General features: G+C 69.4%; 14 protein-coding genes and 1 pseudogene. 8 read left to right on the top strand and 7 right to left on the bottom strand.

All coding sequences use genetic code 11. From position 1 onward, the window contains the following. The first annotated feature begins 203 nt into the window (after positions 1-203). On the top strand, positions 204-1,340 hold the full coding sequence (locus ACIRVH_RS18015) for an MFS transporter (protein WP_403953916.1): 1,137 nt from the start codon (positions 204-206) through the stop codon (positions 1,338-1,340). Between the two features lie 185 nt (positions 1,341-1,525). On the opposite strand, the gene ACIRVH_RS18010 is transcribed toward ACIRVH_RS18015, so the two are convergent. Both ACIRVH_RS18010 and ACIRVH_RS18005 read right to left on the bottom strand, forming a co-directional pair. Beyond that, entirely contained in the window at positions 1,526-2,893 is a 1,368-nt protein-coding gene (locus ACIRVH_RS18010; protein WP_403953913.1) for a hypothetical protein, read from the bottom strand. A gap of 33 nt (positions 2,894-2,926) precedes the next feature. Further along, the gene (locus ACIRVH_RS18005) at positions 2,927-5,782 is read right to left on the bottom strand and encodes a peroxidase family protein (protein WP_403953911.1); all 2,856 of its coding nucleotides are present in this window, start codon (positions 5,780-5,782) and stop codon (positions 2,927-2,929) included. Between the two features lie 980 nt (positions 5,783-6,762). Between ACIRVH_RS18005 and ACIRVH_RS18000 the strand changes: the two genes are divergently transcribed. Next, positions 6,763-8,472 carry a thiamine pyrophosphate-binding protein gene (locus ACIRVH_RS18000; protein WP_403953908.1) on the top strand — a complete coding sequence of 570 codons (1,710 nt, stop codon included), beginning with the start codon at positions 6,763-6,765 and terminating at the stop codon, positions 8,470-8,472. Between the two features lie 79 nt (positions 8,473-8,551). Here ACIRVH_RS18000 and ACIRVH_RS17995 read toward each other — a convergent pair whose 3' ends face one another. The 5 genes from ACIRVH_RS17995 to ACIRVH_RS17975 are packed head-to-tail and all read right to left on the bottom strand — an operon-like array spanning position 8,552 to position 12,491. Next, positions 8,552-9,262: a hypothetical protein gene (locus ACIRVH_RS17995; RefSeq protein ID WP_403953905.1), complete on the bottom strand. Its 711-nt coding sequence runs from the start codon at positions 9,260-9,262 to the stop codon at positions 8,552-8,554. Next, entirely contained in the window at positions 9,259-10,137 is an 879-nt protein-coding gene (locus ACIRVH_RS17990; protein ID WP_403953902.1) for a RimK family alpha-L-glutamate ligase, read from the bottom strand. Before ACIRVH_RS17990 ends, ACIRVH_RS17995 begins: the two co-directional genes overlap by 4 nt. Continuing rightward, positions 10,134-10,985, bottom strand: a complete 852-nt coding sequence (locus tag ACIRVH_RS17985) for a hypothetical protein (RefSeq protein WP_403953899.1) — start codon at positions 10,983-10,985, stop codon at positions 10,134-10,136. The genes ACIRVH_RS17990 and ACIRVH_RS17985 overlap by 4 nt, the downstream gene beginning before the upstream one ends. Beyond that, a complete protein-coding gene (locus tag ACIRVH_RS17980) occupies positions 10,972-11,559 on the bottom strand; it encodes a hypothetical protein (RefSeq protein ID WP_403953896.1) in 588 nt (195 codons plus the stop codon). The genes ACIRVH_RS17985 and ACIRVH_RS17980 overlap by 14 nt, the downstream gene beginning before the upstream one ends. After that, positions 11,556-12,491 carry an LLM class flavin-dependent oxidoreductase gene (locus ACIRVH_RS17975; RefSeq protein ID WP_403953894.1) on the bottom strand — a complete coding sequence of 312 codons (936 nt, stop codon included), beginning with the start codon at positions 12,489-12,491 and terminating at the stop codon, positions 11,556-11,558. The genes ACIRVH_RS17980 and ACIRVH_RS17975 overlap by 4 nt, the downstream gene beginning before the upstream one ends. Before the next feature lie 283 nt (positions 12,492-12,774). On the opposite strand from ACIRVH_RS17975, the gene ACIRVH_RS17970 reads away from it, so the two are divergent. The 6 genes and pseudogenes from ACIRVH_RS17970 to ACIRVH_RS17945 all read left to right on the top strand — a co-directional run bounded on the left by ACIRVH_RS17970 (position 12,775) and on the right by ACIRVH_RS17945 (position 20,849). Next, complete coding sequence (locus ACIRVH_RS17970; RefSeq protein WP_403953891.1) at positions 12,775-13,500, top strand: hypothetical protein; 726 nt, start codon at positions 12,775-12,777, stop codon at positions 13,498-13,500. 226 nt (positions 13,501-13,726) lie between these two features. Beyond that, complete coding sequence (locus tag ACIRVH_RS17965; RefSeq protein WP_403953889.1) at positions 13,727-14,554, top strand: FAD binding domain-containing protein; 828 nt, start codon at positions 13,727-13,729, stop codon at positions 14,552-14,554. Then, positions 14,551-17,268 carry a molybdopterin-dependent oxidoreductase gene (locus ACIRVH_RS17960; protein ID WP_403953886.1) on the top strand — a complete coding sequence of 906 codons (2,718 nt, stop codon included), beginning with the start codon at positions 14,551-14,553 and terminating at the stop codon, positions 17,266-17,268. Before ACIRVH_RS17965 ends, ACIRVH_RS17960 begins: the two co-directional genes overlap by 4 nt. Before the next feature lie 6 nt (positions 17,269-17,274). Then, positions 17,275-18,249 (top strand): antibiotic biosynthesis monooxygenase, encoded by a 975-nt coding sequence (locus ACIRVH_RS17955; RefSeq protein WP_403953883.1) that lies wholly within the window; start codon positions 17,275-17,277, stop codon positions 18,247-18,249. A 311-nt stretch (positions 18,250-18,560) separates the two neighbouring features. Then, positions 18,561-19,497 (top strand): annotated as a pseudogene (locus ACIRVH_RS17950) (ABC transporter ATP-binding protein). Then, entirely contained in the window at positions 19,494-20,849 is a 1,356-nt protein-coding gene (locus tag ACIRVH_RS17945; protein WP_403953880.1) for an ABC transporter permease, read from the top strand. Before ACIRVH_RS17950 ends, ACIRVH_RS17945 begins: the two are co-directional and overlap by 4 nt. Position 20,850: the final 1 nt, after the last annotated feature.

Here is a 20,850-nt window from a genome sequence, read left to right as displayed (position 1 = left end):
ACCGTCTGTCGTCCGCTGCCGGCGCCGGCGCTGCCGGCCGCCGTAGGCCCTCGGTTGGCCGGGCGGCTCGCTCCGGCCGATGCCGCCTCGGCGCTCGGCAGGTTCCAGGAGGTCCTGCACCCATGACGGGACCCACCCCGACGACATCTTCGTCAGCAGGACGTCTTGCGTGGCTGACCCGCAACGTCAAGGTGCTGTGTGGGGTGTCTTTCCTGCAGGACGCGGCCAGCGAGCTGCTCTACCCGATCCTGCCGATCTTCCTGACCGTGGTCCTCGGGGCTTCGCCCGCCGTGGTCGGTGCCATCGAGGGCCTGGCCGAGGGCGCCGCCTCGGTCACCAAAGTGGTTGCGGGCCGCCTCTCCGACCGCTTTTCGCGCCGGCCGCTCATCGGTGCGGGCTACGGGCTGGCAGCGCTCGGCAAGCTGCTCATCGCCCTGGCCACCGTGTGGCCGCTGGTGCTGGTGGCCCGGGTGGTCGACCGGCTCGGCAAGGGCATGCGGGGCGCGCCCCGCGACGCCCTCCTCGTCGACGGCATTCCGAGCGGCCGGCGCGGCAAGGTGTTCGGGCTGCACCGGGCCGCCGACACCGCCGGCGCCGTGGTCGGCCCGCTCGTGGGCCTCGCGCTGTACGAGGCACTCGACCACCAGCTGCGACCGCTGTTCTGGGTCGCGGTGATCCCGGCAGTCGCCTCGGCCGCCCTGGTCGCCGCCGTCCGTGACCCGGGCCGGGCGGACAAGGCGTCGGCCAAGGCCGTACGGACTCCCTGGCGGTCCCTGCCCCGCCCGTACTGGCGTGTCCTGGCCGTGCTGCTCCTCTTCAGCCTGGTCAACTTCCCTGACGCGCTGCTCCTGTTGCGCGCCCACGAGCTGGGTCTGTCCACGGCCGGGGTATTCGGTGCATACGTGGTCTACAACCTTGCCTACGCCGCCCTGTCCTACCCTGCCGGCGCCCTGTCCGACCGCCTGTCCCGCCCGCACGTGTTCGCGGCGGGCCTGGTCTTCTTCGCCGTCGGCTACCTCGGCCTCGGCCTCATTCACGAGCCCTGGCTGGTCTTCGTCGTGCTGCCCCTGTACGGCGGATTCGCCGCCTGCACCGACGGTGTCGGCAAGGCCTGGATCTCCACCCTCGTCCCCGGCCGTCAACAGGGCACCGCCCAGGGCCTCTACCAGGGAGCTACCGGAGCCGCGATCCTGCTCGCCGGACTCTGGGCCGGACTCGCCTGGGGTGCCGACGGCCAGATCCCCCTTCTGATCTCTGGTGGTGCCGCGCTGTTTATCGCCGCCGCCCTGCCTGCCCTGACGCACTCGCAGACGTCCGACGGGCCGCTGCCCAAGTCCTGACACGGCCATACTCCGTCGCACCGGCCGCGCTGCCAACGTCGCCGTGACCATCCAGCCGGGCCAGGCGACCAAGGAACGCATGGACGAGGCCGTGGACACCACCTTGTGCCACTGAGCAACGTTTCCTCAGGAGCGCCCGGGGGGCCGCCCAGATCACGTCACCCACTCCTGAGCCGTCAGGGCCGTCAGGTGTCCCACCGCCGTGTGTGCTCCCTGTGCGCCTCGGTCAGGCCGTCCCGGAAGAACCGTTCGTAGTAGCCGAGTTCGGGATGGTGCGTCTGGAGCCAGATGCCGGGCACCTGAATGGCGTCGACGTGTGCGGGGAACCGGTCGTGCGTGGAGTGGATGTACTCGCACACGTCGCGGGCACACTCGACGACCCGCTGGTCGTACTCGCGGGCCTCGGCGAGGTAGCGCTGCCCGTAGTCGTTGCGGTAGATGCCCGTGAAGAGATCCTTGTCGTGGTAGATGCCCTTCGGGCCGAACTTCGCCTGGACGACCGCGTCCACGGCCTCCGACATCGACGAGTGGTACGGGGGACAGGCCGCTGTGATCAGCGGTTCGCCGTCGACGCTGAGCCCGACCGGATGGGACCGCGCGGTCGCGAACCGGGGCAGAGGCAGCTGCCAGCGCGGGAGGTCCAGCGGGCGCCAGCGGGGGGTGACGAAGTCGAAGCCGAGCATCCGCCCGTACCGGGCCGAGAACTTCGGGTCGCCCAACATGATCTGGGGGTTGATCGAGGCATGGATCCACGCGCCGAGCCCCATCGCGTCCGCGGTCAGCATGAGGTTCTGCAGCAGCAGCTCGGCCTCGATCTGGGTCCGTAGCGGGCCCAGCACACCCAGCGCAAGCTTGAGGTCCTTGTTCAGGAAGCCGTTCCGCACCCACTTGCGCACCCCGGCGGGGCGGTAGAAGTTCCGGTCGTCGACCAGCGTGGGCCGGGCCCCGTCCGGCTGGGTGAGCAGGTACATCAGGCCGTTGATGTACTGGTGCGAGAGGTCGACGACCGGCAGGAACACGGTGCTGCCCGGCAGGTTGGACAGCACGCGGTTGGAGTCGAGGTAGGCCGGGAAGTCGCGCATGCCCTCGGCGACGTCCAGGCGGTGGTCCAGGACGCGCACCTTGGCCTGCCGAGCCCGCTCGACCAGCGCGTCGGGCTCGAAGGAGGCCTCCGGGGACGGCGGCAGCTTGCGCAGATAGTAGGTGCCACTGTCGTTGATCATGAAGAAGTGGGTGCCCTGCGCGTTGTCGGGGCTGCCCGCCGTCCGGCCGAGCATGTTGAGGTTCGGCTTGGCCATGATGGGCTTGCCGTCACGCGGATCCTCGAACGGCCGGTCCGGCATGGTGAGCCCGGTGCAGCCGGTGAGGGCGATCAGCACCGCCTCCTCCAACTCGCCGAGCGGTAGCGGGACGTCGGTCGAGCTGTAGCTCATCGAGCCGGCGGGGACGGCCGCACCCCGGCTGACCCGATGGGTGCGCCGCCGCCAGATGGTCTCCAGGAGCGGCCGCGCCAGCAGCGCTTCGAGCCCCCGATGACGGGTGGACACCGTCATGGTCCTCTCCTTGCCTCAGGAACACCCTCTGACTCAGGACTCCGTGGTGCGGGGACCGTTCGGCGGTGCCAGCATCGGCCGCCACGGTACGAACGCGCTCGCGTCGCGGGGCAGGAAGCTCGCCAGCTCCGGGCAGTGCCGCAGGATGACCTCGGTCATGCCACTGCGCTCGATCCAGTCCATGCCGAGCGGTGTGTAGAGCTCGGGGCGGTAGTCCACGGTGAGGAAGCGGTCGCTCTGCAGCCTCCGGGACGCCATCAGGATGAAGACGCGGAAGGCCGTGTCGCTGAATCCGAATCCGGTCGGCGGGTTCTCGGCGAACAGCCCGACCATGGTGTCGATGTCGTCGACCGACCGGTAGACCTCCTTCAGCCGCGCCAGCGTCCCGGGTTCGGCCGTCAGGTCCTCGAACCGGCGGATCCGCTCCTTGTGCAGGCCGGCCCGGAAGTCGTTGTAACGGGGCACACCACGGCGGCGGGTACGTACCAGGTCGACGACGGACAGGTCGATGATCTCGCCGTCCCGCTCGAAGTGCTGCAGCGCGCGCGGGAAGTTGTGCAGCGTGATCGCGCCCGGATGGGCGATGCCGAACGAGTACAGCGAGTCGGGCAGCCCCGTCTTGCGGATGAGAGGCTCGGCCGCGGCGCCCTGCACGTCATCGAAGCCGAGGAGGTCCAGCCGCCGCCCGAAGCGGTGGTCGCAGATCTCGAAGTCGTCCGGGATCAGCGGATGCATCCGGTAGACGGTGACGAAGTCCTCGGTGAGGGAGTAGGGCGCGCCGTGGTGGTCGGGCACGGTCTCGGGGATGCCGGTCAGCGAGTGCGCCTCGAACAGCCACAGCCCCAGCCGTTCCAGCCACTTCGCGGGCGGCCCCTGCCAGTTGGTCTTCAGCGCGATGTCGATCGCCTCGGTGGCGAGGATCGCCGGTGTCCACTCCACCGTGTGGATCTTGGCGATGAGCGCGGACACGATGAGCCTCGCCGTGTGGTAGACGCGCTCCTCCTCCATATGCGGATACTCGCGCCGCAGCGCCGCACACACCGTGTTGTGCTCCCTGGCGAAGAGGGTGTGCATCAGGCTGAGGCCCAGCCACCAGTTCTCGCGGACCCCGGTGAGCGGGATGCCGTTCGGGCCGAGCGGCAGATGGCCGTCCTCCAGGCGCAGGCCGGCGCCGCCGTCGGCGTCGCGCAGGGCGCGCGCGGCCTTCTCGTCGCCGCCGTAGAGCTCCGAGCCGTCCCACCAGTGGGAGGCCGAGTCGGCGAAGTGGACCGGCGCGCCGTCGCCGGACATCGTCATATTCTCGGCGAAGCGCATCAGGTGCTCCGCGGGACCGCCCGGGGTGTTGTGCCACTCGACGCCCGGCGGGAGCGGTACCTCCACGCTGGACGTACCCGTCGGGTAGCGACTGTGGTTGACCCAGTCGTGCACCTGGAACTGGATCCACGCGGCGGCGAGCAGGTTCAGGGACCGGGCGGGCAGGAACATGTCGCGGTGCAGCAGCAGCCTGCTGACCTCGTACGGGCTGGGCTCGTCGAACAGGTCCGGGCGCAGCACGGGCGGCATGTTGCGGCCGAAGGCCGCGCCCACGGCACCCATCGCGGGTGCGGAGAGGTCGTTGAACGTGCCGTCGTAACTGCGGGCGATCCGCAGCGACTCGTCGACCGGCGGCGGCACCGGGACCGGCCGCGGCGGTGCCTCGTGCTGATCCGTGTCGATGAGGTTCTTCGTGCGCAACGTCTTGCGCAGGAAGACGAGGTTGAGCAGGCCGGCCGGCAACGGCAGCCGGTACCAGGGCACCCACCGGTTGAGGACGCGGAAGCCGGCGCCCACCGGAGCGCTCAGCACTCTGTTGCGCCGGGGCTCGTCGGTGGTGAAGCGGTAGCCCAGCCGCTGCGCGCTGCTCGCCTGGTAGGCGGCCTTGCGGGCACGGTTGAGATTGCCCAGGGGACGGAACTCCTGCGTGGTGTGCCAGGGGTTGAACGCCAGCTCCTCGATCCGGCGCGCGGCCGCACGAGCCTCGGCGGTCGCCACGTTCTGGCGGGGGATGGTCAGGGTGGCGACGGGCAGCGCGGGTGCGACGTCCTCCCGCCATTCCACCGAGCCGTCCTCGACGGGGGTGATCGCCTCATTGACGTACCGCTGCACGAGCAGCTCGAAGGCGACGTCGCCGCGGGCCAGGCGCTGCGCGAGCTCGCGGCTCAGATGGTCCGGGACGGCGTGGGGCGGTGCGGGTGCGTCGGGTGCGCCCCGCACGGGGCGCAACTGGTAGCGCACCGGCCCGGCCTCGCCCCACAGGATGGCGCCGCGGCTCCAGTACGTCTCCAGGGCCAGGCTGCGCACACCGCCGCGCGCTCCGGCCCGCACGTTGCGGCGCATCCGGGCGGCGGTGGGCCAGCCGACGGCGAAGGGCAACTTGACGAAGAGCGCGAACGCCTTCTGGAGGCGGGTGCGGGCGCCCGCCATCGTCCTGGCGAACGCCACGAACTCACGGGCGTTGCGGGCGTGGGACACCGGAAAGTTCGTCATGAGAAGGTCGTGCGTGCCGTCGGAGGCCTCGACGCGGAGCGCTGCGCCGCGCATGTCGGGCAGGGAGTCGGCCTGTGGGGCGCCGCTGGCGTTCGACAGCCGGACCGTGACCGGGTACTCGGCCCCGGGGCGGACGAAGCCGGTCTGCAGCTCGGGTGGCACCTGGTCGTGGATGCTCAGACGGGCGTTCTCCACGCCGAGCACCGGCTTCGCATGGAAGGTCCTGGCGAAGGACGCTGCCCCGCTGGACTTCTTGATCCTGGCCTGGACACGCATCAGTTCCTCGGCCAGCTTCTCGAAGACCAGCCGCTCGGCCTCCGCGCTGCCGCCCTCGTACCGCTCGTACTGTTCTGTCCTGCTCATGGTTGCGCCAGCCTTTCGTACGCCGGTTCGCTACCGCCCGCGCGTCACGCCGCGGACGTTGTGACGTGCCGGAGACCGCCGTCGCGGGCGTTGCTGATGATGCGTGGGGCGTCGCGTCGGCCGGGTCGACGGCCGCGTCGATGGAGCCGGTAGCGCCGCAGGTGCGCCGGCGAGGCGAACAGCACGGCATTCACGGCGCTCGCGCTGGTGCCGACGAAGACCGTCGGACGCTGCCCGCAGGCGTCCAGGTATCGGGAGCAACTCCGCGGGCAGACCCGACTCGTAGGCGCCGGCCAGTGCCACTCCGCTGACCTCGCCGCGCTCACGGTTGCCGGGCCGCACTCCGCCCTGCGGTTCGCGGCTCGTTCGGTGGTCGTCGGCGCTGTGCGAGATGCCGGTCTCCGACATACGGGATCCTCCATCCTCCGGCGGGGGTGGAGCGTTACGGAGCCTCCGATCGAGGACGGGGCAGCCGGCGGGTCTCCTCACCGCCGAGCCACTCGACCATGTTCGCGCAACCCGTCGCCGCTCGCATTTCGCGGCGGCCGCAGCACGCGCGGCCTGTGGCAGAAAGTGCCAGGCCGACGGCGGCTGTGGCCGCGAGACCGGATGCCTACGCGGCAACCCTGTTCTACGCTGGCGGAAGAGGGATGTCCGCCCGTGTGTCCACGGGTGACCGCGCACAGTGGTGACTCGCCGACGAGCGGGTACGACCACAAGCGATCATCTGCACTGCGGTACCGACTGTGTGCAGATTCCGCCGGCCCAGGACGGGTGCCGGAATTCCACAGTGCCACGACCGGCGTCGTTCTTGCGGGCCGAAGGGATGCGCTGTACCTCGACAGAACTCATGACGGGATGGGCAGCCGCGCCATGCAGGTCTGTGAAGCACGGCGAGTACTGGCTCACGGAACGTGGCTGCAGCTGAGCGACGCCGCGAAAACTCCGCCGTCGACCGTGCAGTACGGAGGAGAAGAGCCATGCGCGTGTACGAGGCCATAGTCAAAGGCCTGGAAGGAATCGGCGTACGCGCCGCTTTCGGCGGCGCCGGCGAGAACGCCGCCGGCCTGATGCTGGCGTTGAAGCACTCGCGGCAGATCAGGCCCGTCATCACCCGACACGAACAGGCCGCCTCGTTCATGGCCTGCGGCTACGCCATGTACACCAGAGAACTGGGGTTCTGCTTCGCCACGGCGGGTCCCGGTGCGTTCAACCTGTTCTCCGGGCTGGCCGTCGCGATGTCCGACTCGTACCCGGTCCTCGCCGTCTCCGGATACTCACGGATGAAATGGCGCGGATGGGGCTCGCTCAACGAGACCTCCGGGCTGAACCGCACTCCGGACTCCCAGGCCATGTTCGCGGCCACGACCAAGAAGTCGTTCCTGCTCACCGACGTGGCCGACACCTGTGACGTCCTGGAGGAGGCAGTCAACCTCGCGTTCGAGGGAAGGCCGGGCCCGGTGCACATCCATGTGCCCGAAGACCTGACCGAGCACGGCGTCGAGGTGACGAACTTCCGGCCCGTACGGCTCGACGTGGCGCCGGTGCGGCCCGACCCGGCGAGGGTCGAGGAGATCGCGTCCGTACTGGCCGACGCCATCGGGCAGCAGAAACGGATCGTGGCGCTGGTCGGATTCGGCGCGGTCCGCTCCGGAGCCGGACCGGAGATAAAGCACCTGATCGAGCGGTTTCAGATTCCGCTTCTCACCACCCTGGACGGCAAGGGCATCGTGTCGGAGGGACACCCGCTCGCGGTGGGCGTCTTCGCCGACAGTGGTCACTCCAGCGCGTGGAAGGCCTTCCGCGAGGCCGACATCGTGCTGTGCATCGGGAACTCCCTCGGCCAGCACGCCACGTTCAACTACCGCGAGGATCTGTTCGAGAACAAGCTGCTCATCCATGTGAACATCGCCGAGACGGAATTCCGTAAGGCCTATCGGCCCGACTACGCGTTGTTGTCCGACGCGCGTGCGGCGGTGGCGGCCCTCGTCGACGCGCTGGAGGAGCGGGTCGGTGAAGTGCCGGCAGTGAAGGTCGACAGCCAGGACTACGAGGCCCGGCACGTCATCCACCTGACCGGGAAGATCCACCCCGCGCAGCTCGCGCAGGCGATCGGCCGGATGCTGCCGCCGCAGGGCGTGCTGCTCGCGGACGCCGGGGCCCATCTGGCTTGGCTCGGGTACTACGCGGAGCTGGAGGAGGGGCAGAACTTCCGCAAGGCCGGGGCCTTCGGGCCGATGGCCGGTCACGTCAACGGAGCCATCGGCCTCAAGGTGGCGCACCCGGAGCGGACGGTCGTCGTCGGCTGCGGCGACGGCTGCTACTCGCTGTCCGGCTTCGAGTTGATGACCGCCGTGGAGAACAACATTCCGGTCATCTGGGTCATCTTCGACGACGAGGAATTCAAGTTGATCAAGATGTTCCAGGTCGCCACCTACGGCGAGTCCGCTCTCGTCGAGTTCCGGAATCCGGACTTCGCGTCGTACGCGCGTGCCTGCGGCGCAGACGGCCATCGGGTGGAGACACTCGACGAGTTCGAGGAGGCCTTCCGTGCGGCACTGGCCTCCGGTCGACCCACGCTCATCGACGCCAAGATCACACGATGGGCCGTGCCGCACTACAGCCCGTCACCCGACGGGGTGATCCACGGTCTCGTCGACATGCTCGAGGACCGCTTCCGAGGCCAGTAGTTCGCGCATCAACAGTCCGGCGAGCTCAGCGGCAAGTGCTTCGAGCGCGGTCGGACACGCGGCGGCATCGTCGCCGCCGTCACCAGTACAGCAGCCACCGGCCGTCGCACCACACGCCGTGCCCCTGGAGGGTGAGCCGTTCGTCGTCGGGCTCGACGCGGGTGCTGGGGGCGACCTGGTGCAGTGTGTGGCCGGAGTGGATCACCATGCGGCCGACCGTGTAAGGGACGTACCGCGTGGCGTGGAAGCGCCTGAGATCGGCCACGGACTCGATCCAGCCCTTCTCCAGCGCATGCCGGAACTGATCATGGCTCACCTCCCAGAGGTTCAGGCCGCCGCCTGCCGCGGGCAGCCGGAGCGGCAGGGTGAAGGAGACCTGCCGCTTCAGGTCCGTGCCGGGGGGCCACGAGAAGGCCCGGTACTGCAGATCGAAGTGCAGGGGTGCGGTCGGTTTGGTGAACACCGCGGCGGACAGCCAGACATGGAAGCCCGGCAGCGCCAGGTGCTCGGGGTAGTGGACCGGGGCGCCGAGATGCTCGCCGAGGACATCCGCGAGGCGCGCGTACAGCCGGCCGAAGGAGTTCTGAAGCACCGGCCGTGAGGTGTCGGCCCGCTTCTGGTAGACGCCGGACTCCGGGTCCGGTGCGAGGTCCAGGTAGCTCGGCGCGCCCAGGGTGAAGAAGGCGGCCGGTTCCGGGCCGCGAGAGGTCCAGTGCCGGCGCAGGCTGTGCACGGCGTCGCGGAGTGCGGCGCTGTTCGCCCCGGTGAGCACGGTCAGCGAGTCGATCACGGGTGCACCCCCTGGAGCAGCCCGAGGAGCGACGCGCTGATGGCTCCGCCGAGCCGCCGGTCGTACCAGTCGTACGCGGGCATCGGGTTGACCTCCAGGCACCAGTAGGTGCCGTCACCGGCGACCTTGAAGTCCCAGCCCGCGAAGGCCATGCCCAGATCAGCGGTGTGGCGGACCACCTGCTCGGCGAGCGGTCCGGGCAGTTCGCAGGGGGCGAACTCCGCGTCCCGGTCGGTCCGGTAGTCGACCGAGCCGGACACGATCTCCTCGGCGTGCACCCGCTCGCCGACGACATGGGCGCGGACGTCCCGGCCCGCCATGTACCGCTGGAGGTGCACCGGGCCCTGCCCGGGGTCGAAGCCGGCGAGGTCCGCCGCGGTCACCAGCCTGCTGGTGGCCCGTACCCCGGAGACCGCCTTGACCAGGGTCGGCCCGGTCGCGGTGAAGGCCCGCAGACGCTGCGGCGACGAACTGGTGATGCTCGCGGGCACCCGGAACCCGGCCTGGGACAACGACCGTTCGTGCAGCGGCTTGGACCCGTTGTCGGAGCGGATCGAGGGCCGGTTGACCACCAGGCCGGGGATGTGGTCCAGCCAGGCCGCGAGCGCCGTCGCGAGCCAGCGCCATTGCTGTGCCGACTCGCGGTCCTGCTGAAGGGCCGCCAGATCGGCGACCCGGCAGTAGTAGGACGCCTCCGGATCGAGGTCACGGCCGCCGAGCCTGGCCGAGCGATCCCCGCCCACGACCAGGTGCCAGTCGCCCGCGTCGACGGCCTGCCGCAGGTCGACGACCCGGACCGGTACGCCTCGCTCCTCGGCCTCGGCGGTGAAGTGCGCGAAGGTACTCTCGGCGGCGAGGCCGACCGCATAGATCATGGGAACAGCACCTTTACGAGTTGGGGTCCGAGCCCGAGCCACACCATGCGCAACTGCTCCACGTCGGGAAACGGTTCCACTACGACGGGCCATGCCTGGGCGAGGTCGGGTGACAACCGCCAGACCACGGACGAGAGTTGAAGCCCGAGCCGGGCGACGATCTGCGTGCTGCGCTCCTGAAGACCGAGGTGGTCCAGATCGACGGGACTGCTGCGCCAGGCCTGGTCGCCGAGGACGACCACACTCTCGAAGAGGGGTTCGGGGTCCGACCATCTCGCCCGACAGGGTCCGGAGCCGTCTGCCGAGGGGGCGAGGGCGTCCGAGAGTTCGGGCCAGGGTCGCGTGGTCCAGGAGTCGAGGTCCTGGACCCACCACTGGGTCCCCTGACCGTCCGCGGGTTCGCCGTGCGGCCCGCAGGGCCGGGAGGAGAAAATCTCGGGTGAGCCGCCGGTCAGACCTGCCCGCAGTTCGGTGAGTGCCGCGGACGCGGACACATGGGTGCCCAGGCTGCCGGGCTCCGGGCGGTTGATCACGGGCGCAGGAGTCAGGGCGGCGACGGCCCACAGGTGGGCCACGCATTCACTGAGCTGGAACTCGGCGTCGAAGCTGATCCGTTGCAGCGGCGGGGCGGGTAGCCGGAGGAACATCGGCAGCGCCGGCTCGACCACCGCGCCCGAGCCGTCGACGGCGACGGTGAACAGCTGCGCGGCGTCGAACACGTCGAGGATCGTCGCCTCGCGGCCGCTGTCCCGTACGAAGTCGCGTACTTCGATCGCGACGGGGTCCTCGGGGTCGGCGACGACGACGAGCCCGGAGGGACCGTCGCCGGCTGCCTCAGATGACGACACCGCGCCTCCTCAGCAGGCGGTTGATGCGCGAGGCCCGCAGTGCCGCCGCGGCCTGCTCCGGACCGTCACCCGGCGACTCGGCGGCTGCCGCGAGGCGCTGGGGCATTTCCGCCGGGCCGGGGACCGACGGCTCCTGCGGCTGCCGTACGACGGCGGCCGGACCGGGAGGAGCCATCGCACCGTCGAAGCTGTCCTTGCCGTCCTTGAAATCTTTGCCGTCCTTGCCGTCCTTGCTGTCCTTCCTGTCCTTGCCGTCCTTGCCGTCTTTCGTGTCTTTCCTGTCCTTGCCGTCCTTGGTGTCCTTGACATCCTTCGTGTCTTTGACGTCCTTCATCTCCTTCATTTCCTTCACCTCCTTCCCGTCCTTGCCGTCCTTGTGGTCCTTGCCGTCCTTGAAGTCCTTGAAGCGCTTCCGGGCCTCCGGCGGGCGGCCGGCATCGGGCACTTCGGTGTCCTGCTGCTCGGAGAAGGCCCGGCCCGGTTGCGGGGCGTTCCACAGCAGCGCCGGGACATCGTGCCGCTCGGCGGCCGTGAGGAACGGCCGCACCCGTGACGCGTCGATGGTCCAGGTCATGTGTTCAGCACTCCTGTCGTCGGACGGGACGCCGCGCGGTACAACCGCAGCGCAGCGGCCAGTTGCCGTTGTGTGTCCGTGTGGTGCGGATTGAGGTTGAGGACCAAGTGGTCCACGCCGAGTGACGCGTACCTCAGGAGGCCATGCGCGACGTCCTGCGGTGAGCCGCTGAGGATGTCGGTCGCCGGTGGTGCCGTTCCGCCGTCGTCGGGCCGAGTGCCGTCCTCCACCTTGACGTTGACCCCGAGCGTGATGCCCAGCGTCGCCGGATCGCGTTCTTCGCGCAGGCAGCTCTCCCTCAGACGGGCCAGGGTCTCCTCGGCACCTGAGGGGGAGCCGAACCAGCAGGCGTTCCACAGGTCGGCGTACCGGGCCGCGAGCGCAGTCATGCGGGGGCCGCGCGCCCCCACCAGGACGGGTGGACCACCGGGGCGCGGACCGTGCGGGCGCAACTCTCCGTCGCGCAGCCGGTGATGGCGTCCCGAGAAGTCGGCGCGGCCCGTCCGCAGCAACGCGAGGATGATCTGCAGCGCTTCCTCGAAGCGGTCGACCCGGTGGTCGAAGGGGATGCCGAAGGCCTCGAACTCCGGGGCGTGCCATCCGCATCCGAGACCGAGGACGAGTCGTCCCCGGCTCACTTCGTCGAGGGTCACGGCCATCTTGGCCAGCACCGCAGGGTTGCGGAATGCGGTGCACAGCACGAGGGTGCCGAGCTCGACGCGATCCGTCGCCTCGGCCAGGGCCGACAGCACCGTCCAGGACTCCCAGATACCCTCGCTCGGTCCCTGTGCGTCGCGGAACAGCAGGTGGTCGAAGACCCAGACCGAGTCGAAGCCGGAGTCCTCGGCCTGGAGGGCGAGCGCCCTGATCTCCCCGTAGGACGGCTGTCGCCACGGATACTCGGCGAGAGGCAGAACCAGGCCGACCTTCATCGTCCCCCCCCAGGTGACGAACCCGGACCCCGCAGGGAGATTACATCGGGCGACGGGGCGTCACAACGGGCGCACGGGTGGGTAGTTGGGCATGTTTTGCGCTCCCCCTCTCTCGACACATTGCGGGCATTACGGCGATCCTGGTCGGGGCGGGCGTGGGGGCTTGCCAGGCCTCGGGGGAGAAGGGTGCTGGACCATGGCGGATCCGGCGGCTTTTCGGGCACGCGGAGACGCCGAAGCCTGCGCGGCACTGCTGGACGGCACCTACTGACCAAGGAGACACATGGATCCGCTGCCGGTGGAATCGCTCGTGGTCGATGTCGACGTCCTGGACGAGCGGGGGTGCGCCGAGGTGAGCGACCGCCTGGAGGCGCTGCGACCGTACTGGCTGACCCGGGGCGTCGGTTGCTCCACGTTCGGCCTGGCGACCTACCTCGATGTGCTGGCCTCCGAGTCTCCGCAGGAGGCGTACTTCGGCCGGCTCGACCGGCACAACCACCTGATACGTGAGCACTTCGGCGATCTCCTCGACCGGGTCGCCGTGGCGCTCGCCGAGCTGCTGAAGACGCCGGCCCGGTACGACGAGAGGGTGGCGCTGCCCGGGTTCCACGTGTTCGAGGGAGAAGGCATCGCCACCGCCCCCAGGCCGAGTCAGCACTTCGACCTTCAACACCGGGGGCTGCGCTGGCCCTTCCCGATCGCTCCGGTCGAGCAGGCCGTGTCGTTCACGCTGCCCCTCGCCCTGCCGCGCCGGGGTGGAGCCCTGGACGTCTGGGCCATCACCGAGGCGGACATGCTCCGGCTGGAGCGGCTCGGCCAGACGTCCGGGACGATCGAGACGACGCGGCCGGCCCGGCGGCACGAATATCGGGTCGGCAGGATGGCCGTACAGCTCACGCCGATCCTGCACCGCATCGCAGCGATTCCCGAACGGCATCCCGGCGATCGGCGCATCACCTTGCAAGGGCATGGAATCCGCGATGCCGACGGCTGGGTCCTTTACTGGTGAATCTCCTGGCCCTTGTCATCGACGCTTGAGGTCCATGGCATCGGCTGGTTGATCAGGGGCAAGGACGCTCTACGGGCTCGGGGGTGACTTTCCGGTGCTTGTCAGTTACTGTCAGCTGTTTTCGGCCGGGCCCTCATCCGCATGCTGCGATAAAATGTCACAAATATGCGTGTGCCCGCTTGTCTCTCGTGGCCCGTAGGTCCGTTCTCCCCGTAGGTCGGTTTTCATGGACCTCAACACCATCACAGAAGTAATCCGGCGACCGTCCGAGCGGCCGGGCCTGGACTGGCACGAGGGCGACGCGTGGCTCGCAGGCGGAACATGGCTCTATTCCACGGAGCAGCCGGACCTGCGACGGCTGGTCGACCTGACGGCGTTGCGTTGGGATCCTCTTGTGCCGACGGGCGAGGGTCTGGAGATCGGCGCCACATGCACCATTCGCGACCTGTACGCCTTTCCGTGGCCGGAGGGCTGGACCGCCGGAATTCTCTTCCGGCAGAGCTGTGAGGCATTCCTGTCCTCGTTCAAGGTCTGGAACGCGGCAACCGTCGGCGGAAACATCTGCATGTCCCTGCCCGCAGGCCCGATGATCACGTTGACGGTCGCGCTGGAGGCGCAGTACGAACTGTGGGCGCCCGATGGCTCCGTGCGTTTCGTCGACGCCCTCGATTTCGTCACGGGCGACCATCGCAACGTCCTCGCCCCCGGGGAGATCCTTCGGCGCATCACCATTCCGGAGCACGCGCTGCGCAAACGCACCGCGCACCGTCGTTTCACCTTGACCCGGCTCGGCCGTTCGACGGTGTTCCTCGTCGGCACGCAACGGCTCGGAGCGAGTGACCTGTTGCTCACCATCACCGCCGGTACCACGCGGCCGGTCCGCATCGCCTTCGACTCCCTGCCCGATGTCCGAACCCTGCGGCAGAGCATCGACGCCCTGCCGGCCGACGTCTGGTTCGCCGATCCCAACGGAACCCCTGACCACCGTCGGCATCTGACACGGCACTTCGCCGAGGAGATCTGCCGCGAACTCACGGCTGGGGACCTGGCATGAGCTACCTCGTGAACGGCAAGGAATTCGACCGGGAACCGGCCCCCGGCCAGTGCCTGCGCACCTTCCTGCGCGAACTCGGCCACTTCGGCGTCAAGAAGGGGTGCGACGCGGGCGACTGCGGAGCCTGCACGGTGTGGCTGGACGGCGCACCGGTACACGGCTGCATCACCCCCGCGTTCCGCGCGGACGGCCGGGAGGTGACCACGATCGAGGGCCTGGGACGGCCCGGCGCCCCGCATCCCATGCAGCGGCAGTTCGAGGACGCCCCGGGGTTCCAGTGCGGTTTCTGCACCGCAGGGATGATCATGACGTCGGCGACCTTCACCGAGGAACAGAAGGCGGATCTGCCACGGGCGTTGAAGGGCAACCTCTGCCGCTGCACCGGATACCGCGCGATCGAGGACGCCGTGAAGGGCGTCAGCGCGGTGGAGACGGCAGCACCGGGCAAGGCCGTCGGGACGAGCGTCGGCGCGCCCGCGGGACACGACGTGGTGACGGGTCACGCCGAGTTCACCATGGACACGCGGATCGACGGCATGCTGCACCTCAAGCTGCTGCACGCACCCCACGCGCACGCCCGGATCCTCTCGATCGACAAGAGCGCCGCCCTCGCGGTGCCCGGCGTGCACCGGGTCTACACCTGGCAGGACGTACCCCGCAGACGCTTCACCACGGCGATCCACACCGACCACCTGGTCGACCCGGACGACACCTACATCCTCGACGACACGGTCCGCTTCGCCGGGCAGCGCGTCGCCGCGGTCCTGGCCGACACGGTCGGGGCGGCCGAGGAGGGCTGCCGGCGTCTCGCGGTCGAGTACGAGGTGCTGCCGGCGGTGTTCGACCCCGAGGCGGCGATGGCCGACGGCGCACCCCAGCTGCACGGCTCCGACGATCCGTTCGTCCGCGACCCGGTCCACAACATCCTGATCGAACTCCACTCGCACATAGGCGATGTCGAAGCGGGATTCGCGGCGGCCGACGTGATCCACGAAGGCACGTACTTCTCACCGCGGGTGCAGCACGCGCATCTGGAGACCCACGGTTCGATCGCCTGGATGGATGACGGGCGGCTGAACGTCCGCACCAGTTCCCAGTCACCTTCGATCGCGAAGGTCAAACTGGAGTACCTGTTCGCGCTGCGCCCGGACCAACTGAGGGTGTTCTGCAAGCGCGTCGGCGGCGGATTCGGCGGGAAGCAGGAGGTGATCACGGAGGACCTGGTCGCGCTCGCCACCCTGGACACCGGGCGGCCCACCTGCCTCGAGTTCACCCGCGAGGAGGAGTTCACCACGGCCTCGCCGCGGCATTCGATGACCCTGACGGTCAAGCTCGGCGCGAAGGCCGACGGAACGCTCACCGCCTGCCAGGTGCGCAACGTGTCGAACACCGGCGCCTACGGCAACCACGGCGGCGAAACGCTGTACGCGGGCGGAGCCGCCGTCATGATCTACCGCTGCCCCAACAAGAAGTACGACGCGTACTCCGTCTACACGAACACCGTGCCGGGCGGGGCGCTGCGCGGCTACGGCATGACCCAGCCGGCGTTCGCCGTGGAGTCGGCGATGGACGAACTGGCCCGCGCCCTGCACATCGACCCGCTGGAACTGCGCCGGCGCAACATCGTGCGGCCGGGTGAGCCCCTGGTCGCCCTGCACGACGGCCCCGACGACGTGATCTTCACCGAGGACGGACTCGGCACCTGCATCGACCTGGTGGGTGAGGCCCTGGCCCGCACGGCCGACCGGCCGCCCCCCGGCCCCGGGTGGCTCGTCGGAGCCGGCGTGGCGAGTTCCCTGCACGAGACCGCGCCCCCGACGGAACACCTCTCGGAGGCCTGGGTCACGCTGGGGGACGATCTCATCTACGAACTGGCCGTCGGGACCGTCGAGTTCGGGGAGGGAACCTCCACGGCCCATGTCCAGATCGCAGCCAACCAACTGGGCACGACGCCGTCACGGATCCGCCTGGTGCAGTCCGACACCGACCGCACGGGCTTCGACACCGGTGCCTTCGCGAGCGCGGGCCTCTTCGTGGCGGGCAACGCGGTCCTGCGGGCGGCCAATGCCGTACGCGACCGCATCCTGGAATTCGCCGCGGTGCACACGGGCGTCCATGTCGTGATGTGCACGATGGACGACGACGGTGTCGTCTGCGGGGACCGGCGGGTGTCGCTGGCCGAACTCGTCGCGCTGGCCCGAAGGCGCGGGATCCGCTTCACCGCCGCGCGCAAGGCATACGGCTCGCCCCGGAGCGTCACCTCCAACACGCAGGGGTTCCGGGTCGCCGTGCACCGCGTGACGGGTGAGATACGGATCCTGTACAGCGTGCATGCGGCGGACGCCGGGGTGATCATCAACCCGGCGCAGGTCCGGGGACAGGTGGAGGGCGGTGTCGCCCAGGGACTCGGCTTCGCGCTGACCGAGAACCATCACGTCGACGACAGCGGCGTCATGGTCAACCCGAACCTCCGGAACTACCGCATCCCCACCTACGCCGACATCCCCCGTACCGAGATCCTTCTGGTGGGCTCGGCGGATTCGGTGGGGCCCATGCGGGCGAAGGGGATGGCCGAGTGCTGTATCAACCCGGTCGCCCCCGCACTCGCGAACGCGGTGCACGACGCCACGGGCGTCCGCTACCGTGCGCTGCCGCTGACCCCGGAACGCATTTACGGCCGACTCCCCGCGGAGCAGTCGGTGTCGGCAGGTTGAGCCACCATGAGCACCGAGAGGAACGTAGCCTCCGCGGCGACGGCGATCATCGGCCAGAAGGTCCTGCCCGGGATGGACCGGGAGTTCGAGTCGTGGCAGGAGGGCCTGAACTCCGCGGCCGCCTACTATCCCGGATTTCTCGGCGCCGAGGTCTCCCCGCCGACACCGCTGCAACCCGACTGGGTCGTCGTGTACCGGTTCGACTCGGTGGCGCATCTGCAGGCGTGGATCAACAGCGGGACCAGGCAGACGTATCTCGACGTCGGCGCCAAGTACTTCGACGGCCCGGCGACCCAGCAGGTGGTCAGCAGCGGCAGCCAGTCTCTGGATCCGCTGGTCACCGTGGTGGTCACCCACCGCGTCCACCCGAACCAGGTCGACGACTTCCTGGACTGGCAGCACCACATGGTCGAGGAGGAGAGCAAGTTCGAGGGGTTTCGCGGGACCGAGCTCTTCCGCCCCATCGAGGGGCTCCAGGAGGAATGGACCACGCTGTACCGCTACGACAGCGCCGAGCACCTCGATGCCTGGCTGACGTCGCCGCAGCGGCAGCAGATCCTGGCCGAGGGTGAAAGGTTCAGCGACTTCAAACTGCGTACGATCGACAACTCGTTCGGCAGTTGGTTCGCCTTCCAGGGCAACGGCAAGGAGGCACCGCCGCCACCCTCCGAGACCAGGACCTCCCTCGCCATCTGGGTCGGCCTGTACCCGACCGTCGTGCTGCTGACGCTCGCTCTGTCCCCGCTGCACATGCGGCTCTGGATCAGCCTGCTCGTGGGCAACCTGCTGTCGAGCTTCATCATGAGCTTCCTGACCATGCCCTACTACGTGAACCCGCTGCTCGGGCGATGGCTGCGGCCACCGCCGGACGAACCGGCGACACGGACCAACCTCCGTGGCCTCGGTGTCGTCGCGGTGGTGATGGCCCTCTGGGCCGTTGTCTTCTACCTCGTCACGGTCCGGTTCTGGACACTGCCCTGACCGCCGAGCGCCCGCCGCGGTGATGTCTCCCGCTCTGAAGCGGCGCTGACCGCACGTTCACGCCATCACCCGTCTTCGACGCTGTCCGGGCCACACCCGTCGGGCGTGATGCCGACGTCCCGCCGACAACTCACCCCCCTGGCAGACCCCTTGTCTCCCAGGGATGCCCAAGTATGCCTCGGTGCAGGCTGTTTTGTGCACCCCGGACTTACCGCGCCTTGACGATTCGTTCCATGAGGGTTCAACCGGGCGTCTGTGCCTGCGTTGTGAGTTGTCCCTAAGGTCCCTGGAGGTTTCGAAAGAAGGGACTCATGGACACACTCCTCGCAGTCCGGGCTCGCGGGATCAGCAAATGTTTCGGCGACGTCGTCGCGCTCGACGGCGTCGATCTGGATGTGGCGCAGGGACAGATACACGGCTTGGTCGGACCGAACGGCGCCGGCAAGACGACCTTGCTCGGTCTCCTGCTGGGCTTGGCCGTCCCCGACGGCGGCAGCCTCGAGATCCTGGGTACGCCGGTCCAGCGGGCACTCGACGCTCCCGACGGTGTCGCCGGCTTCGTGGACGGGCCCGGTCTCTACCCCTCGCTCACCGCCAGGCAGAACCTCACCTCGCTGGCCGCTCTCCGCGGCCGCGACGCGCGGACGGCGGGGGTCGACGACGTCCTTGACCAGCTCGGGCTCACCGATGTCGCCGACGATCAGGTCCGCGGTTTCTCCCTCGGCATGCGTCAGCGACTCGGGCTCGCCGCAGCCCTGCTCACCCGGCCCCGGCTGCTCGTGCTGGACGAACCGTCCAACGGCCTCGACCCGGCCGGCAAGAAACACGTACACGGTGTCCTCACCCGGCTCGCGGCGGACGGCACCGGCGTTGTGCTCTCCAGCCACCGCATGGACGACCTCCAGGCACTGTGCTCCGAAGTCACCATCATCACCACCGGACGAGTCGTCTTCTCCGGCCCGTTGAGCAAGCTGGCCGCGGAGAACCGCGAACTCGACTACCGGCTGCTCACTTCCGACCCACAGGCCGCCCGGCGGCTGGCTGTCGACGCGGCCGGGATCCTGATCGTCGACGACGCCGGGTCACGGCACGGAGACGCTCGTCGTACGCGCGCTGGTGCCCGCCCTGGACGACCTTGTGGTGCAACTCGTGCGCGCGGGAATCGCGTTGCGCGAGCTCGCCCCCGTGGTGTCGCCGCTCGAAGCCGCGTTCCTCGCGCTCACCGAGCCAGAGGGGACCGGCCGATGACCGCGACCGTCGCCGCCGACAACGTTGCCCCTGCCCGCCCCGTCTCGGTTTCGCGCGGCTACCGCTTCGAGCTGGTCAAGCTGGTCTCACAATGGCGGATCCGCTTGCTGGTCCTCGCCTGCTGGATCGCGCCGGGGCTCTTCGTTGCCGCGGTGAGCCGGCAGAGCACACTGCCTGCCGACACGCTCTTCGGCCGCTGGATGCACGCCACGGGATGGGCCGGACCGCTGGTGATGCTCGGTTTCGCGGGCAGTTGGGCACTGCCGCTGCTGACCTCGGTGGTCGCCGGCGACGTGTTCGCCTCCGAGGACCGGCTCGGCACCTGGCGCCACCTGCTCGTGGTGGTCCGGTCGCCCAGGCGGATCTTCGCGGCGAAGGCACTGGCCAGCCTCACCGTCCTTCTGCTGCTCGTGGCCGGGCTGGCCTGTTCCAGTGCGGCCGGTGGTCTCCTGGCGGTGGGCAACCAGCCGCTGGTCGGTCTCGACGGCCACCTGCTGAGCCCTGCGGACGCGGCAGGGAAGGTCCTGCTCGCCTGGGTCTGCGTACTCGCCCCGACGCTGGCGCTCGCCGGGATCGGACTGCTCGGGTCCGTCGCGCTGGGGCGTTCCCCGATGGGGCTGCTGCTGCCCGCCGGCGTCGCGCTGGCGATGCAACTCGCGCAGATGATGCCGCTTCCCGCCGCCGTACGACTGGCCCTGCCCAGCTACGCCTTCATCGCCTGGAACGGTCTGTTCACCAGCCCGGCTCAGCTCGGTCCGCTCCTGATCGGCATCGTGGTCAGCCTGGTGTGGGCGGTGATCGCGACGGTGCTGGCCTATCTGCTGTTCGTGCGGCGCGACTTCACCAACGCCGCTTACGACGGCTCGGGGCGCCGCGCGTTCACCGCCGGAGTCCTGCCGCTGGCCGGGGTGGTCGCGGTGACCGTCGCGGTGGTGGCCGCGACCACCGGGGCCACGGGCTCCGGCGTCGAACAGGACAAGGTACAGCGCTCGCTGGCCACGGCGTTCGCCCACCTCTATCGCATGCAGACGAAGCAGCTCAACCGCCCCGACGTCACCGAAGCGCAGGTCAAGGCCTCGGCGACGTGCAACAAGGGCAGCATCAGGGTCGCTGCCCAGGGACCGGGCAACGACTGGCGCTGTGTCGTCTCGTGGCATCTCCCCGGCGTCGAGGCCACAGGCACGGCCATCTACCAACTCGACGTCACCCCAGACGGGCGGTTCATGGCAGACGGCGATGGACCGAAGGAAGTGAACGGCTACTTCCTGGTGCGGACCCCGACCGGCGACGCACCGAACCCACTTTGGCAGTTCGACGGCAACGTCGAACTTCTCCGCGTCCCGAAGGAATGAC

The organism is Streptomyces sp. NPDC101165, from assembly GCF_044768135.1.
Taxonomy (GTDB): domain Bacteria; phylum Actinomycetota; class Actinomycetes; order Streptomycetales; family Streptomycetaceae; genus Streptomyces.
The sequence above is the reverse complement of the archived record's forward strand: the minus strand, read 5'-3'. Positions and strand labels throughout refer to the sequence as shown.